Here is a 15,784-nt window from a genome sequence, read left to right on the forward strand (position 1 = left end):
TCTGGACAATGCAAGGGTATCAGCGTCCCCCGGCTTTGGGATAGATCTTCAAGTTGGCGCCATGACGCTGGCTCCGATCCGCGGCCTGGGCGATCCGGGCGATGAGCGTTTCCGTATCGCCGGTGGGCATTGCCGGAGCGGACCTCTTCGATTCGATGTGCGCTAGTCGGAGGCACTCGCTCCAATGCCGCTTCAGCCGATCGGCGTCGCTCCCCGTTTCCCGATCAGTCCGAGCCTGGAGAATTGTCGCGGCACTCTGCGAGTCGGTAGTGGTGAGCAGCGGAAGCAGCGTGTTCAGGTCTCTCGGGCCGCCTTCGGGCATGGACAAAAGCACGCCCGCCAGTTCCCGCAGCTCCGCGGTCTCAAAGCGTTCCGGCGAAAGCAACTCACCCGATTCGCGATCGAGCGTTCCAAGCAACGAAGGATCGCAGAGCGCACACCCAACGAGCGCTTCGATGGTTCGGAGCGAACCCGTCGCCAGACGCGCAAGCGCCGAAGGCGTTCCGGCGGACTCTGCAGCCGGGGCGGGGGATTGGATCGCTTGTTCCGGCCGCTTCCGAGCGCCTCGAGCGACGGGGATGGCACGCGCGATCGTCTCCTCACCGATGTCAGCGAGCCGCGCCAATTCCCGGATGATCATGCGCCGGCGCACGGGTTCGACTTCGCTCAGCCCGAGTTCGGCAAGCCGCGCGACTTCTTCTTCGACCGCGCGGCTGCGGACTGCGATCCCGCCTCCGGCGACGGTCCTTGCAACCCGCGCGAACCGATAACGCAACACATCCACGCCCGCGCCGATCGCCCGCCGCAGCAGATCGAGCCCGCCCTCGCGCTTCAGAAGTTCGTCCGGGTCTTTCGCGTCTGTCACCTTCTCGAGCGTCGCGACCACGACATCGAGCGGCTCGGAAAAGAAGATCTCCGCCGCGCGATCCGCGGCACGCTGCCCCGCCTCATCACCATCAAACAGCAGCACGACGCGATCGCACAAACGGCGCAGGATCACCGCGTGCTCGCGCGTCAGCGCCGTTCCGAGCGTGGCGATCACGTTTTCGAGTCCCGCCTGATAACACGCGATGGTGTCGGTGTATCCCTCGGTGATGACCGCGGTTCGCTGTACCTGGATCGCGCGGGACGCCTGCGCCAGTCCGAAGAGCGTCGCGGACTTGTTGAACACCCGGCTCTCCGGGCTGTTGAGATACTTCGGCTCGTCTTCTTCTTTGATTTTGCGGCCGCCGAACGCGATCGGGCGCCCGATCACGTCCGTGATCGGGAACATCAGGCGATCCCTGAACGTGTCGTACATGTGCCCGGTTTCGATCTTCGTGCGCAGCAGCCCCGCCTCCGCGAAGGCGCGCGGATCGAGTTGCTTGTTCCTGATTGTGAGCAACAACCCATCGAACCGATCAGGGGAAGCGCCGATGCCGAACTTTTCGACCATTTCCGACGAGATGCCGCGCTTCTCGACGACGGCTCGTGCCGCGCGACCGTGCTCGGGGTGGTTGTAGATCGCCTTGAAGAATTCGGTCGCGACCGCGTTGGCCTCGAAGATCTGCTGCCGAGAAATGCCCTCCTGGCCGCCCTCATTCGTCTCGCGCCGGCGCGGCTTGAGCTCGATTCCCGCGCGCTGCGCGAGATACTCGAGCGCTTCGCGGAACTCCATCTTGTGGAACTTGCGCACGAAGGTGAACACGTCTCCTCCGGTGCCGCAGACAAAGCAGTGAAAGATCTGCTTGTGGGGCACCACGGCCATCGACGGATTGTGGTCATCGTGAAACGGGCAGAGCCCGCCGTACTCGCGCCCCTTGGGCTTGAGCGCCACCACTTCGCCGATGATCCGAACGATGTCGCTCGCGTCGCGGACGCGCTGCTTGTCTCCATCGTCCTGCCAGATCGTGTTCGCCATCGGCGTGCGATTCTTGCACGGTTCCGAACGGGGTGCTTCGGGCCCGGGAAACTCCTTCTGGATGCCGCAAGAATCCTTTCCGCGATGAGCCGGCAAGAGCACATTCGATTCCGCGTGACCTATTCCGGCAGGGTGCAAGGAGTGGGGTTCCGCGCCACCTGCCGCTGGATTGCCTCGTCCCATCCGGTCACGGGTTGGGTTCGAAATGAGCACGACGGGAACGTGACGCTCGAAGCGCAGGGATCGCCCGCGGCGGTCGAAACATTCCTTCAAGATATCGCGGGCCGGCTCGAATCCAACATCGCTTCTCAATCGCGCATGAGCCTCGAGGTCGACCCCGCCGAGACCGACTTCGTGATTGCTCGCTAGGCGTACGCTTCCGCTCTTCTTTCCCGAATCTCCCGCATGCTTTTTCTCTTCGATATTGACGGAACCCTTCTCAGCACAGTCGGTGCGGGTATGCGCGCCATGGAAAGCGCCGGGAAACATCTCTTCGGCGAAGGCTGCCACGCCGGGGGCGTCTCGTTCGCCGGTCGCCTCGATCCATTGATCATGCGCGACATGCTCGCCAACGCCGGGCTGGCGCCGACGGGCGAACGGCTCATTGCATTCCGGGCGGAATACGAACGCCGCATGCATGAAACCTTTCGCGCCGGCTCGGTTGGACGTTCCATGCCAGGCGTGAACGAACTTCTCACCCGCCTCGACTGGGCCGACGGCCTGACGATGGGCCTCTTGACGGGAAACTTCGAGACCACCGGCATGCTCAAAGTCCGTTCCTGCGGCATCGCGACCGAGCGTTTCACCGTCTCGGCCTGGGGAGACGACTCGCCGCACGATCCTCCCGAGCGGAATCACCTGCCGCCGGTCGCCCTGGATCGCTTCCGCCGCAAAAACGGGAGGGATCCCAAGCGCGTGGTCATCATCGGCGATACCCCGCACGATGTGGCCTGCGCCAAGACGCACGGACACGTGGCGATCGGCGTCGCGACCGGAAAATTCAGCCGCGAGGAACTCCTGAGTTGCGGCGCGGATTTCGCGTTCGCCGATCTTTCAGAAACCGAGCGGGTCGCCGATTGCCTCTTGTCGGCGTGACTTGGGGCGGGGCGGTCGACGAAACGACAGGGCTCTTTGAGTTTTTCCGGACGACCGCTAGCATTCGGACGAGTCGGATCCGTTTGTCTTCGTCGGAACGGGCATCAAAGGCCAGCCCAAGGAGCGGGTGACGAGATGAGTGAAAGCTTTCGGGCCCTCTGCTCGGACTACTACATCAATCAGAAGCTGTCCGTGAAGATGGAATTGCCGCGCGGGCGCGACACCGTTCTCGATCTGTTCGAGCGCGTCCGCAAACAATTCCCGACGATGTCGGCGTTCCGTCGCTACCGCGAGGAACTGGCACTCGAATCTCCTCAGAACGAAGGCACGCACCGCTGGATCGCCGTCCGCTCCAACAACATTCGTTCCGGTGTTGTCAATCCGTCCGAATCCGCCGATAGCTACAGCCTCCACAAGCACATCCTCGATGCCGCTCCGTTCTTCCTGAACATCAGCCCGCTCGACGTCGACTACGTCGAGTTGCTCTACGGCTTCGATCTCGCCGCCGGCGGCAACCACGACGCCATCGTCTACGAAGCTCTGCTCGCCGGTTCGCCGCTGGCTCAACTGGCCGAATTGCCCGGCGCCGTGCCCGTCGATTGCCAGCCGCTCCTGGGCCTGCGTCTCGCGGGTAGAGAAGACACCGAGATCTACTTCGAGGTGAAGACCCGTGCCGGAACAAGCACGGGGTTCCGGGATGCCGATGCGCCGCCCGAACCCATCAGTGTCTATCTCACGCTCAGACGATTCGGATCCATCTCCGAAATCAAGGAACTCACCGAGATCCTCGGCTCTTTGAGCCAGCTGGGCGAAGAACTCGTCGAATCACGCGTCGTTCCGACTCTGCTCGTGCCGATTCGCGATGCGATCGCATCGGGCAGTTAAGCGAGACGGGGGATGTATCGCCTTGGTACTCGCCGCCGCAAATATTGACGTCCTGATCACGGTCGCAATACTGCTCGGTGTCGTGCTCAGCGGATCACTTCTGATCCTCTCGCTCCGGAAAAAAGTCTTCGCGCAAGCGAAGACCGAAGCCGACGAAGGCTCGCTGATGGAGCAGATGCGGGCGATGGAGAGCCGCGGCGAGCTCTCGAAAGAAGAATTCGATCGCGTGCGCCGCAAACTCGTCGAGAAAGCGGCTGCCACCCCGCCAACCGAGAATGACCGATAAACAACGCACGCGTGACTTCAGGAAACGCAATTGTGGATAAGTTGTCGCTGGCGATCCGGCCGCACGTCGCGCTGTCAAAAACTTGCCGGTTATTCGGGCGCGTACGCGTTTCGTTCATGCACTTGGCCCAACTTGGTCAGGAACCAAGGCGACTTGGCCGATAGACTCCCGATTCAGGCGGGCGTGCGCTCGGTTTGATGTTCGGACGAGAGTGACTCTATGGCCAAAGGCAAAAACGACGATCCCAACACGCCGCCGGGTGCTCCCGGACGTGACGACTCAAACTTCCGCGGCCGCAAGGTGACGACCTGCTCGTTCTGCGGCAAGACCAGCCGCGACGTCGGCCCGATGGTCGAAGGTCCGAGCGAGGTCTACATCTGCTCGCACTGCACCGAGCTCTGCCAGAACATTTTTCGCCAGGAGCGCCGGCGCGTCAGTACCGTGACGACCGCGCTTCGTGAAGTTCCCGCGCCGCGCGAAATCAAGGACTATCTCGATCAGTACGTGATCGGGCAGGACCAGGGCAAGAAGGCCCTCTCGGTCGCGGTGCACAATCACTACAAACGCCTGCTCCACATCGAGAGCGCCGAGGCGGGCTCGGTCGAACTCGACAAGAGCAACATCCTGATGATCGGGCCGACTGGCTCGGGCAAGACGCTGCTCGCCAAGACGCTCGCGCGCATGCTCAAGGTCCCGTTCGCGATCGGCGACGCGACCACGCTGACAGAAGCGGGCTACGTCGGCGAAGATGTCGAGAACCTGCTCCTGAAGCTCCTGCAGGCCGCCGACTTCGACCTTGAGGCGGCCCAGCGCGGCATCATTTACATCGACGAGATCGACAAGATCGGCAAGACGTCCAACAACGTCAGCATCACGCGCGACGTCTCGGGCGAGGGTGTGCAGCAGAGCCTGCTCAAGATGCTCGAAGGCACCACCAGCAACGTTCCCCCGCAGGGTGGACGCAAGCACCCCGAGCAGCAGTACATCCAGATGGACACGACCAACGTGCTCTTCATCTGCGGCGGCACGTTCGTGGGCCTCGAAGAGATCATCCGTCGGCGCCTCGGCAAGACCCGCATCGGTTTCAACATCGATCAGGATCGCGCCCGGGGCGAAGAGTCCGCGGCTCGCGTCCTCTCGCAGGTGACCGCCGACGACATGATCGAGTTCGGCATGATCCCCGAATTCGTCGGGCGGTTGCCGGTGCTCGCGCCGCTGATGCCGCTCTCGGTCGATGCGCTCGTGAACATCCTCACGCAGCCCAAGAACGCCATCGTGCGCCAGTATCAGCACCTCTTCGGGCTCGAGGGCGCCAAGCTCACGTTCACCGACGGTGCGCTGCGGGCTCTCGCGGAGAAAGCCGTGAAGCGCGATACCGGAGCCCGCGCGCTCCGCGCCGTCATGGAAGAACTGATGATCGACCTGATGTATCAGCTGCCGGACATGGACAACACCGGTGCGGAATACATCATCGATGAGAAGACCGTGACCTCCAAGCGCAATCTCTCGGAACTTCGCCGGCTCAAGGAATCGGCGTAAGCGAACCCGGCTTCGGGAGTTCATACGAAACTCCGCGCGTGGGGCGCGGAGGTTTTTGTGTGACGCGGCTTCGATCCGGCGAGCCTAATTCAACTCAACGCAAACCCACCCAACATCCTGTTCGCGCGTGCCCGGCGGAGCCGTGAGCAGATGCAGGCGGATATCGCCATCTCCCAATCGGCGGACGCTCTTGGGTTCGGCGGTCATCAGGTGGCAGATCGCACCAGCGGAACGCAGTTTCGGATGAGCCAGCCCGATGAGTGTGGAGTGGGCCTGGGCCCACGCGCTCGCGGTCGTCAGGGCTCCCAGCGCCCACCCGGGGTCTTCGGTTGCACGTGCGATCAGATGGAGGCGGCCCTGCGGATCAATCGCAAGTTCCACGTCGGGCGCATACGGGCAGCGTGAAGCAATCGATTCGAGATTCGTCAGGTGGCGAGCCAATCCGGTTGTGCCCGTATTTGCCGCGGGCGGGCGAACGCTGTTCTCGGCAACGACCTTTGTTTCCACCGCCGCGGCAGTCGGCTGCGCTCGAGAAACCGGTGGGGCAATCACGGCGGGTTCGATCAGCGCCGTCTCCGCGTGACTCGATACCGGTGACTCGTCGAACCGATCGGATTCAACGAGGAGTTCCTCGTCGTCATACATCTCGGGAGCGTCGAGAGCGGGCTCGCGTTCGAGTTGTTGTTCGGTTGGCGCCGGCCCGCCTTTGAGCAGCGCGATCAGGTCTGCGTGCCCGGCATTCGGCCTGCCGCGATAGACATTCACCGAAGATCCAGGTGTGATCTTCGCGCTGCACGCCTCGCTTGTCACCCGCGATTGCAGGAACTTCTCAGCCGCGCGGGAAAGCTTCGCCGCGGCTTCTTCCGATCGCTCCGCAACCGAGCCCATCACCGCGACATGCAGGTGCGGAGTCGCCTCCCCGGGTTCGAGGGTCTTGATCACCCGATAACAGCCGACGACCGCCGCCTCGTCGGCGCCCGTGAGCACGGTCACGCGATCGACGGCATGAATGCTCGAAGCGATGTCGGCGGGCGTCGCCCGATCCGCGCTCTCATCGAGGCGCACGATCCAGCGCCCCGTCCGCTCGGAGACGTAGTGCACCGCGTCGGCGATGCTCGGCATCGGCCCGCTGCGGGGGGGCACTTCGCTCGGCGGCAGTGTCAGATCGATCGACGCTTCGCCGCCGCTCATCCGCACGAGGCCAACCGGGCAGCCGGTTTTCTGCGCGACGTGCTTGGCGTATTGGAGCACCCAAGCCGAACCCAGGACGGGCAGGTGTCCGACCAGCAGCAGTTCGATTTCGGGCGACTGTTTCGAAGAGATGCCGCGGGCCGGAGCGGCGCTCGCTTGCGGCTTTGCTTCCTGAAAAAACGGCTCCTTGGCGATCGGCGCGGCCGGCTTCACAAGTCCGCCCGGGCCGATCCTTGCGACCGTCGGTCCGTCGTTCAAAAACAGGTCCGCGAGCACGTCCGCATCCTCAAACGGATAGCCGAGCTCGATTCTTCCCTGCGCGACAGGCCCGCCCTCGTCCGATGTTCCGGGTGCCGACGGATCATCGCGCATCGCGGCACGAAACGCAATCGCGTCCGCCAAATCAGGCCCCGGGTTCACGTGGTCCTTTCCGTCCACTCGGATTCCTCTCTCAGGCAGCGCCCTGGCGCTCGAGAATCATGTCCATGCGCGCAGCCGTATTGCTCAGCACCGTGACGACGCTGTTCAACTCACCGAAGGGGTTCAGTTCCGCGTTCGAATTGTGCGGATCGGCGGTCCAGTTTCCGTCAACCACGAGCCGGTATTGATAGCTTCCGGCCTCGATCGGCACGCACAGCTCCAAGATGCCGAGATCCTCATTGAGACGCATGACGTGCGAATTCTCCGACCAGTTGTTGAACGACCCGGCGATCGCCACGCGCTGGCCGAGCGTTTGCGGCTGGACGAACAGCACTCCCTGCGGCGTGACGCGAACGCCAAGCAACCGTCGATCGGGATCGGCGGCGCGATGTAGCTTGATTTCGGGAACCGGCGGTTCGAACCGCAAGGGCGTTGTCGAAATGTGCTCTTCTGGTTTCTCGCCGGTCACCCGCCGCAGCAGACGCTGAGCACGGTGCACCAATTCCGCCGCTCGGCTCGTCGGCCTCGGCTGTTCTTCCGATCCTGACAACTGGCCCGCCGCGGACGTCGCGAATGGTGTGTAGACGCTCGGGGCTTCGGTTGCCGATGCCGCGGGCGGCGGAGGCAGGGGAGCCGCGGTCGGGAAGTGGACCGTCGGAGATGCCGCCGCGAGCGGAACGATGTCCGTCGGCGGAGTATCTCGCTCTTGCGCGAGAGGTGTGGGGCTGGTCGCCTGCTGCAAGAGGGCCGCGCGAAGATCCGCACCCGCGGTCGCCGCGCCGCCAGAAGTTGCCATCGGCCCGCGAAGACCAACCGGTTGCTCCGCAGCGGATTTGGTCGCTCCGACCGGCGTTTCGCCAGGCACAAACTCGCTGGGGATCGGCGTGGTCACTTCGGGCTTGAGTTCGATCGGCGTCCGATTCGACCACGCCGGGTCGGGGCCGTTGAACCCGGAGAGTTTCAGGTTGAGCCGAGAGGCCACCCAGCGAGCCAGATCGAGGTAGTCTTTCGTGCCCGGCGAATCCGGCGCATGCTCGATCGCCGGCTGACCGAAACTCGCCGCCTCGCGGAGCTTGGGATCCCGCCGGATGACGATGGGGGAGAGCTGATGTCCGAATCGACGCTGCAATTCACCCAGCAGATCGTGCGAAACGGTGCTGCTCTCATCGTGCAGCGTCGGAACGAATGCGATGGGAATCTCAACGCCAAGCCGCTTGGCGAGCGTCTTGATCGTTGTGAGTTGGCGTGTTGCACCCTGGAGCGCAAAGAACCCGGTCTCGACCGGGATCAGAACAGTGTTGGCTGCGGCAATGGCGTTAAACGTCAGCAGGCCGATCGCGGGCGAGCAATCGACCAAGGCGACGTCGTACTCGGTCTTGAGTCGGTCGAGCACCTGCGCGAGCCGCCTCTCCTTATCCGGCTTGTCGGCGAGTCCACCACGGGCCGCTTCGAGCCCCGCGAGCTTCATGCGGCTGGGCGCAAGGTCGAGATTTCTACCGACACGCCAGAGCAGGCGCGTGGTGTCGATGGGCCGGTTGTTGGGCATGACCAGAACATCGCTAATGTCAAGATCGATACGGGTTTCGGGAATGCCCAGACCGACGGCGCAGTGCGACTGCGGGTCCAGGTCAACCAGAAGAGACCTCAATCCCCCGCGCGCCATCGCCGCGGCGAGGTTGATCGCGGTCGTGGTCTTTCCGCATCCACCCTTTTGATTAATAACCGTGATGATCCGCACGCGCCACTCCTTGGCCTCGGCGAACCGGACCCCATGAAAGAAAGGGCACCCGGATTCTGAGCGGAAGATCCCGCCCCCAGCGTCCAGCAACACCGCCGATCGTGTGAGCGCGGATCACTCCGTTGCGGGGAGTATCGGATGCATTCCTGCCCGGCCTTGAAAGTGCCGCCGAACGGTGCCGCCGAACGGTGCCGATGGACAGTCGTTCGATCGTCGCCTTGCGATTCGCGCCGGGCTTGGGTCTCAAGTCCGCATGGTGTCGATCGCGGCCCGAACCGCATCCATCCGAGGATTCTCGACGACCGTCCCGCGGCTTTCGCCGCACGGAAGCACGAGGCGGAGCGAGCCGCCGATATTCTTCTTGTCATGGCTCATTCGTTCGAGAATCGCGTCGGTGGGTGGAAGTCCCGATACGCGGCCGGGCAAGCCGAACCGGTCTATGAGCGAGCCGATCTTCGAGCCGTAGTCGCGAGAAGCAAACCCGAGCTGAACGGCGCATTCGCACGCGGCACGCAGCCCCAGCGCGACCGCCTCGCCGTGATGAATCTCCCCGGGCAACGCGGAACCATCGGCGAGCACGCCCTGCGCGCCCGGGAGCGCCTCGATCGCGTGGCCGAAGGTGTGTCCCATGTTCAGCAGCGCCCGCCCGCCGTTCCCTTCGCTTTCTTCGCGCTCATCTCCGGCGACGACCCTCGCCTTGATCGCGACGTTTCGCGTGATGAGTTCGGCGAGCAGCCGCTCATCGCGGATCGCAAGCGCGGGCGCGTTGGCCCGCATCCAATCCTGGAGCGAAGGATCTTCGAAGTCCGCCGCGATCATCCCGTGCTTGATGCACTCGGCCATGCCGGCGCGGAAGTGACGCTCGTCGAGCGAGGCCAGAACATCGACGTCCGCGAGCACGCCGATCGGCTGATGAAAGGCGCCGATCATGTTCTTTTTGAGGTCACCCGGTGCGAGCCGGACGTTGACGCCGGTCTTGCCTCCCACGGAGGCGTCCACCATGGATAGCAGAGTGGTGGGGCATTGAACCAGCGCGATGCCGCGCCGGTAGACGGCCGCGGCGAATCCGGCCAGGTCGCCCGTGACGCCGCCGCCGAGGGCGATCACGACATCTTTTCGCTCGAGGCGGCGGCGAGTCAGTTCGACGACGATCCGGTCGAGCGATGCGAGTGATTTGCCCTCTTCGGACGCGTGAACGGGAAACGAGAACGTTTCGATCGCAGCGGCGCTGAGCGACCGCTCGACCGTCGCCAGAAGCGCCGAAGGAACGCCGTCATCGAAGACCACAAGGGCCCGTGTGCACCGAGCACCGAGGCGTGTCCGCGCCAAAGTTCCGGCGCGCTCGAGCACGCCGGAACCGACGACAACGTCGTAGGAGCGGGGCCCGAGCTCGATGCGGACGGCATCGGATGAGCCGCGCGCGCCTGCCTGCTTCGGGAGTCCGCTCGACATTCAGTTCTGCTCGCTCGCGTGAAGCCCGGCGCGGTCGCGTTTCGCGGCGCCGGGGCGCTCCCAATCGACGTGCGCCGTATCGCCCCACATCATCTCGAGGTCGTAGTGGGCCCGAGTGTTGGGTTCGAACAGGTGCACGATCACGTTCATGAAATCGACGAGCAGCCAGGTGGCTCGGTCGTCGCTGGTCGAGCGGACGGCCTGATAGCCCAGCTTGTCGCCCAGCTCCTGGATGTGGTGTAGAACAGCGCGCATCTGGCGGTCCGACGTGCCCGAGCCGATGACGAGGTAGTCGGTCATCGGGTTCTTGCCCCGAACGTCGAGCACGACCACGTCGGTGCACTTGTCGTCGCCCATGCAGCGCGCCGCTTCGACGGCAAAGTGTTCCGCAGGGGACGGTGCAGCCCGAACCGGCGCAGCGCGCGGCGCCGACTTCGGAGCGGGAGCCCTGCCCGCCTGCTTCTTCGGGGCCGCCGACTTTTTCTTTGCGCTGTGCTTGACCTTGCCCTTGCTTGCCGCCTTCTTCGCTTTTTTCTTTGCCGCCACGCGTCCGCCCTTCGTGTCTTGAGGTAGGACGATTCTACTCGTCTTTTAGACCTCGAAAAGCGTCTCGGCGTGCACGCGAGCGGGGCCCGGCGCCCGCAGGGCTGCCTGGATCCATGGCGTTGGAACGGTCTGTGAGCTGATACTGAGCTGATATCCGCTGCCAAGGTGCTCGAGCGCTGCCAGCTCCGGCGTATTGCACTGGCGCGAAAGGTGAAGGAGCACGACGTGATGCTGCGGAGCGATCGCGTGAACCATCCGGCGGCACTGCTGATTGGACAGATGTCCGCTGCCTCCCATGACGCGTGACTTGACGATCGCGGGGCGATCCGCGACTTCCTGCATCTTGGGGCAGTAGTTGCTCTCGATCGCCAGAACATCGACGCCCGAAAGATGCTCGATCAGTTCGGCGGTCGGGCGGCCGACGTCGGTGGCGTAGCCGAGTTCGCAGCATCCCCGCTCGCGCTCGAAACAAAAGCGAAGCGCCGCGGAACCGTCGATATCGTGGTGCGCCAGCCGCACGCGGATCGTGCACCCCTGTCCGAGCCTCAGGCCGTCGTCGAGCATTTCGGTGCGCCGGAAGAGTCGGCCCTCCCGCTCGGCGCGCCGCAGGTGCCGCCGGTGCATGAACACGGGAACATCATCGCCGAATCCGTCGAGCACGCTCGGGTTGGCATGGTCGTTATCAAGGTGGGTGAGCAGAATCCCGTTGGGGCGTCGATCGGCAAGCCCGACCTCGGCGAGCACGCGGCGCGTTCGTTTCATCGAAAGCCCCGCGTCGATCAGCCAGAAAAAGGTTCCGTCGTCGCTGTCGAGCGCGAGAACGCTGCAGTTGCCGGCCGAGCCGCTCGCCAGTACGCAAAGCCGCAGCGCAAAGCGCGCATCGGGCTTGGATTCAACGATCTGGTCTTCCAAGCCGCGCCTCCGTGCCGCTCGCGATTAGAGAGAGGATTCTTCTGATTCCGCGCCCCAGACTTCTTCGCCGCGCCGGCGTGCCTGCAGAAACGCCGTCATCTCGCGGGGCGGGCGGAGCGCTCCGGGCGCGACGGGTCTCTTGCTCGTCCGGATGAAGTCGGCGATTTCCTGTGCGGGCGGGCACTCGGGGGCGAATGACTCGCAGATCTCGATAGCCTCGGCGCGAGGAACCGAAGCCTGAAGCGCGCGCCGGAACAGGGTTCGCAGTTTCTGGATGTACTCGCGCGGAAAATTCGCGCGTCGCAGCCCGACCTGGTTAATCCCTTGCAAGCGGTTGCGTCCATAGCCCATGCAGAATGGAGGGATGTCCGTCGTAAAACCCGAATATCCGGAAACAAACGAGTAGCGCCCGATGCGCGTGAACTGATGAATGGCCGTGAGGCCGCCGATGGTCACGTTGTCGAAAACCTCGCAGTGCCCGCCCAAGACTGCCGCGTTGACCACGGTGACGTTGTTCCCGATTTTGCAGTCGTGCCCGGCGTGGCTTTGCACCATGAAGTAGCAGTTGTTGCCGATGCGTGTCGGCGTCACCTCGTTCGTGGCGGCGTGGATCGTGACCCCCTCGCGAAACGTGCAATCGTTTCCGATGACGACTCCGGCGGTCGGGGAATCCGGCTTGACCTTGAAATCTTGCGCCGCAAATCCGAGCGAAACGCCCGGATACATGACCACATTGGCCCCGACGGTGAGCGGTCCGCGAAGAGTGACGCCGGAAATCAGTTTGGCGTTGGCGCCCAGTGTGACCCTTCCATCAAGGACACACCACGGCCCGATCTCGACACCCTCGCCCAACTCGACATCTTTTCCGACACGAGCGGTCGGATCGATCTTCGCCATAAAAGATTCTAGCTCTCGGAGCAATTGAGATGAAGACCGCCTCACGGGTTGCCCGCCTTGAATAGTCCCGGTGTCCAACCTCCTGCAAATCTCAGACTTGGGAAGAATCGCCTACGAACCGGCGTATGAGCTTCAGTGTGCCGCCCACGCCCGCGTGCTCGCAAGTCGGCAGGACGGGTCAAGCGGCGTGGGTGAGTTGCTCCTGGTCGAGCACGAACCGGTTATCACGATCTCGAATCGCGCATCGGCCGCAGCAAATCTGATCGCTTCTCAGGAACGGCTCGCCCGGTCGGGAGTTTCGGTCGCGCGCACCGATCGCGGCGGCGACATCACTTACCACGGCCCGGGGCAACTGGTCGCGTACCCGATACTCGATCTGAACTCTCTGAATCTCGGTCTGCACGACTACATGCGGTTGCTCGAAGAAACCGTGATTTCGGTATGCGCGAAGTTTGGGGTTGAGACGATCCGCGACCCCGGGGCGACCGGAGTCTGGACCGCGAGAAAGGGTTCGCCGCAGGCCAAGATCGCGGCGATGGGGGTGCGGGTCCGGAAGTGGATTTCCATGCACGGGCTGGCGATCAACGTCACCACGGATCTCGATCACTTCAATCTGATCGTCCCGTGCGGGCTGGTCGGTCGGCAAGTCACGAGCCTGTCGCGGGAACTCGGCCCACGCTGCCCGGCCATGCCGGCGGTGAAAGCGGCGCTTCTCGACGAGCTTGCGGGAGCCTTGGATCGACAACGGGATCGTGCCGAGAGCGCCCGTGCCGCAGCGGCTGAATGAACGGGCTGGTCGGCAAGGCGCAGCAAAAAGCCCGCTCGCGCGGGCTTCGCTCATGACGGCAACTCGAAGCGGCTCACCTTGGCGCTGTCGAACCACCCGTCGTCGCGGGCGCCGGAGAAGGGGCCGCGCCGGTGGCCGGCCCGGACTTGACGTCTTCCAGTTTCAATTCTTTGACGACGTCCTCGGTGATGTCGTCGGCAGCCGGAGCCTTGACGACCGGGCGTGCCAGCATTTCCTGGAGCAGACCCGTCACGTTGTTGCTCGTGAGACGGTTGTCCGGGAGCTTGGTGCTGATGACGTGCGTGTAGCCCTTGCTGTTCGCGATCTGCGTCGTCGTCTCGATGACGATGCGATACGCCTCCTGCAATTGCGTCGTGTTGAAGTTTTCCGCCTCGTTCTGCGCCGTTTGCGAGAGCGCCTGCATGTTCTGAGACTTCTGCTGGAACTGCTGAATCAGCGGCTGCGCTTCGGCGTTGTTCTGGAAATCCGGTATCGCCGTGATCTTGGCGCGGAGATCATCGAGTTCTTTCTGCAGCAGGTCGATCGGTGCACGCAGCGACTTGACCTTTTCGTCGCGCGCCGGCAGATAGCGATCGCTCGAAGCCAGTTTCTCGACCAGAGTGAGGATGTCGGCGGTCGCGATGCGCACCGTGTCCGCCTGGGTGGCCGAGACGTTGGCCGAGGCATTCGTGCCGAGCCCGCGCCAGCCGAGTCCAAGGGCGATAGCAACGCCCACGCCGGAGTAGATGAACAGCCGCTCGATCTTCTTCATGTTTCTTCTCGAAGGGTTTGTGTGGGCGCGCTTGGCGCCATCAAAATGCAACGCCGGGAGGGTAGCTTCGCTACCCGGCTCGTGCCGCGAACGAGCAATTTGACCGCGCGAGGCCCCATCGGTTTTCCGCGTCGCAAGGCCGCTTCCCTATCCCGTTCGAACCGGTTTCACCTCTGCGCGTGCGACCCGAACTTTGCCTATCCCGCGAGGACTACTGAACATCCAGCATCCACAAGTAATACGCGCACCCGGCGTTGGCTCCCGCGCCGGGATACAGGCCGCCCCCCGCGTTGATCTGGAACAGATTAATCTCCGTTCCCGCACCCTGCGGGCTTGTCCCAAATCCCTGTCCCATCGCGGCGAGCGGCAGTTCATCGGCGCTCGCGTACGGCGTGCGCGGGCGGATCGAACCCTCGGGCTGGTACTTCACCATCTTGGCGCTCGGAATCTTCGCGAGCGATTTGGCCTCTTCGAAGGCTTCACGCACGCCCCCGAGCGAATCGATCAGTCCAAGCGCAAGCGCATCCTGTCCGCTCATGATGCGGCCGTCGGTGATCTCGGTCCATTTGGACATGTCGAGATTCGGCCGTCGCTCTTTGACCCTCGTCTTGAACTCGTCGTAGAACTGATCGACGAGGTGCTGCAGCACGGTGTACTGCGAATCCCGCATCGGTTCGAGCGGGTTCGCGAGATCCTTGTTCGGCCCGCTCTTGACGGAGCGTGCGACGATGCCGATCTTGGCGAGGCCCGCGCTGAAGTTGATCGTGGGGATGATGACACCGATCGAGCCCGTGATGGTGGTGGGGTGCGCGACGATTCTGTCAGAAGCGAGCGCGATGTAGTAACCGCCGCTGGCGGCAAGTTCGGCCATGGAGACAACCACCGGCTTGCCGGTCTTTTCTTTGAACCGAACGATCTCGCGATAGACCTCGTCGCTGCCCGTGACGCTGCCGCCCGGTGAGTTGATGCGGAGCACGACGGCTTTCACTCCGTTGTCGGCGCCCGCCATCTCAAGGCGCGCGACGATGTCGTCCACCGGATTGCCGCCGCGTGAGAAGATCGGCGGCAAGTTCGCGTCGACGATGGTTCCCGTCACGTCGATGACCGCGATCTTCCACATCGCGCGATCGTCTTCGGAGACGACGGTTTCGGCCAGTTTCTTTTCGCGTCCGAAGAGTTCAAAGCTCACCGTCACCGGCGTGCATGAAACGAGGAGGACGGAGGCGAACCCGAGCAAACCCGTGGCAGTACGCATATTTCTGTACATCGCAGAAAGATATTCGGACCCGACGGCCTGCACCAGCCGCATCCTGATGCGGATTCCAGTTCCTCGGAATCCTGACTCAAGTTTCACATTGAAATCG

At 63.6% G+C, this 15,784-nt stretch carries 15 protein-coding genes; 6 read left to right on the forward strand and 9 right to left on the reverse strand.

Translation table 11 applies throughout. The features are described 5' to 3' along the window. Positions 1-19 precede the first annotated feature (19 nt). Complete coding sequence (dnaG, locus tag KF691_06230) at positions 20-1,900, reverse strand: DNA primase (GenBank protein MBX3389037.1); 1,881 nt, start codon at positions 1,898-1,900, stop codon at positions 20-22. 84 nt (positions 1,901-1,984) lie between these two features. On the opposite strand from dnaG, the gene KF691_06235 reads away from it, so the two are divergent. From KF691_06235 to clpX, 5 genes are all read left to right on the forward strand, one after another. Further along, positions 1,985-2,269: an acylphosphatase gene (locus KF691_06235; protein MBX3389038.1), complete on the forward strand. Its 285-nt coding sequence runs from the start codon at positions 1,985-1,987 to the stop codon at positions 2,267-2,269. Positions 2,270-2,305: 36 nt separating this feature from the next. Beyond that, positions 2,306-2,995, forward strand: coding sequence for an HAD hydrolase-like protein (locus KF691_06240; protein MBX3389039.1), 690 nt, complete (start codon positions 2,306-2,308; stop codon positions 2,993-2,995). A gap of 135 nt (positions 2,996-3,130) precedes the next feature. Then, on the forward strand, positions 3,131-3,880 hold the full coding sequence (locus KF691_06245) for a hypothetical protein (protein MBX3389040.1): 750 nt from the start codon (positions 3,131-3,133) through the stop codon (positions 3,878-3,880). 22 nt (positions 3,881-3,902) lie between these two features. Then, positions 3,903-4,166 carry a hypothetical protein gene (locus KF691_06250; protein MBX3389041.1) on the forward strand — a complete coding sequence of 88 codons (264 nt, stop codon included), beginning with the start codon at positions 3,903-3,905 and terminating at the stop codon, positions 4,164-4,166. Between the two features lie 219 nt (positions 4,167-4,385). After that, positions 4,386-5,705 (forward strand): ATP-dependent Clp protease ATP-binding subunit ClpX, encoded by a 1,320-nt coding sequence (gene clpX / locus KF691_06255; GenBank protein MBX3389042.1) that lies wholly within the window; start codon positions 4,386-4,388, stop codon positions 5,703-5,705. 84 nt (positions 5,706-5,789) lie between these two features. Here the strand turns inward: clpX and KF691_06260 are convergent, their stop codons facing one another. The 6 genes from KF691_06260 to lpxA form a co-directional block, all read right to left on the reverse strand. Beyond that, on the reverse strand, positions 5,790-7,334 hold the full coding sequence (locus tag KF691_06260; GenBank protein ID MBX3389043.1) for a hypothetical protein: 1,545 nt from the start codon (positions 7,332-7,334) through the stop codon (positions 5,790-5,792). A 13-nt stretch (positions 7,335-7,347) separates the two neighbouring features. Continuing rightward, the gene (locus tag KF691_06265) at positions 7,348-9,054 is read right to left on the reverse strand and encodes an AAA family ATPase (GenBank protein ID MBX3389044.1); all 1,707 of its coding nucleotides are present in this window, start codon (positions 9,052-9,054) and stop codon (positions 7,348-7,350) included. A 243-nt stretch (positions 9,055-9,297) separates the two neighbouring features. Beyond that, on the reverse strand, positions 9,298-10,506 hold the full coding sequence (locus tag KF691_06270) for a 3-dehydroquinate synthase (protein ID MBX3389045.1): 1,209 nt from the start codon (positions 10,504-10,506) through the stop codon (positions 9,298-9,300). Beyond that, positions 10,507-11,052 carry a ribosome silencing factor gene (gene rsfS / locus KF691_06275; GenBank protein MBX3389046.1) on the reverse strand — a complete coding sequence of 182 codons (546 nt, stop codon included), beginning with the start codon at positions 11,050-11,052 and terminating at the stop codon, positions 10,507-10,509. It abuts the gene before it with no gap. Positions 11,053-11,097: 45 nt separating this feature from the next. Continuing rightward, positions 11,098-11,964, reverse strand: a complete 867-nt coding sequence (locus tag KF691_06280; GenBank protein ID MBX3389047.1) for an MBL fold metallo-hydrolase — start codon at positions 11,962-11,964, stop codon at positions 11,098-11,100. Between the two features lie 24 nt (positions 11,965-11,988). Then, positions 11,989-12,861, reverse strand: coding sequence for an acyl-ACP--UDP-N-acetylglucosamine O-acyltransferase (gene lpxA, locus KF691_06285; protein ID MBX3389048.1), 873 nt, complete (start codon positions 12,859-12,861; stop codon positions 11,989-11,991). Between the two features lie 97 nt (positions 12,862-12,958). Here lpxA and lipB point away from each other — a divergent pair, with 97 nt between their 5' ends. Continuing rightward, complete coding sequence (gene lipB / locus KF691_06290; protein MBX3389049.1) at positions 12,959-13,648, forward strand: lipoyl(octanoyl) transferase LipB; 690 nt, start codon at positions 12,959-12,961, stop codon at positions 13,646-13,648. A 73-nt stretch (positions 13,649-13,721) separates the two neighbouring features. On the opposite strand, the gene KF691_06295 is transcribed toward lipB, so the two are convergent. Both KF691_06295 and sppA read right to left on the reverse strand, forming a co-directional pair. Then, the gene (locus KF691_06295; protein MBX3389050.1) at positions 13,722-14,420 is read right to left on the reverse strand and encodes an OmpH family outer membrane protein; all 699 of its coding nucleotides are present in this window, start codon (positions 14,418-14,420) and stop codon (positions 13,722-13,724) included. Positions 14,421-14,631: 211 nt separating this feature from the next. Next, on the reverse strand, positions 14,632-15,675 hold the full coding sequence (gene sppA, locus KF691_06300) for a signal peptide peptidase SppA (GenBank protein ID MBX3389051.1): 1,044 nt from the start codon (positions 15,673-15,675) through the stop codon (positions 14,632-14,634). Positions 15,676-15,784 lie beyond the last annotated feature (109 nt).

This window comes from Phycisphaeraceae bacterium (genome assembly GCA_019636555.1).
GTDB lineage: Bacteria > Planctomycetota > Phycisphaerae > Phycisphaerales > UBA1924 > JAFEBO01.

Bases quoted from the DNA above. Each gene is read 5' to 3' on its own strand.
- KF691_06235 (MBX3389038.1), top strand. From the start codon at position 1,985: ATGAGCCGGCAAGAGCACATTCGATTCCGCGTGACCTATTCCGGCAGG.
- KF691_06270 (MBX3389045.1), bottom strand. From the start codon at position 10,506: ATGTCGAGCGGACTCCCGAAGCAGGCAGGCGCGCGCGGCTCATCCGAT.
- lpxA (MBX3389048.1), bottom strand. From the start codon at position 12,861: ATGGCGAAGATCGATCCGACCGCTCGTGTCGGAAAAGATGTCGAGTTG.
- KF691_06295 (MBX3389050.1), bottom strand. From the start codon at position 14,420: ATGAAGAAGATCGAGCGGCTGTTCATCTACTCCGGCGTGGGCGTTGCT.
- clpX (MBX3389042.1), top strand. From the start codon at position 4,386: ATGGCCAAAGGCAAAAACGACGATCCCAACACGCCGCCGGGTGCTCCC.
- KF691_06240 (MBX3389039.1), top strand. From the start codon at position 2,306: ATGCTTTTTCTCTTCGATATTGACGGAACCCTTCTCAGCACAGTCGGT.
- sppA (MBX3389051.1), bottom strand. From the start codon at position 15,675: ATGCGTACTGCCACGGGTTTGCTCGGGTTCGCCTCCGTCCTCCTCGTT.
- dnaG (MBX3389037.1), bottom strand. From the start codon at position 1,900: ATGGCGAACACGATCTGGCAGGACGATGGAGACAAGCAGCGCGTCCGC.
- KF691_06245 (MBX3389040.1), top strand. From the start codon at position 3,131: ATGAGTGAAAGCTTTCGGGCCCTCTGCTCGGACTACTACATCAATCAG.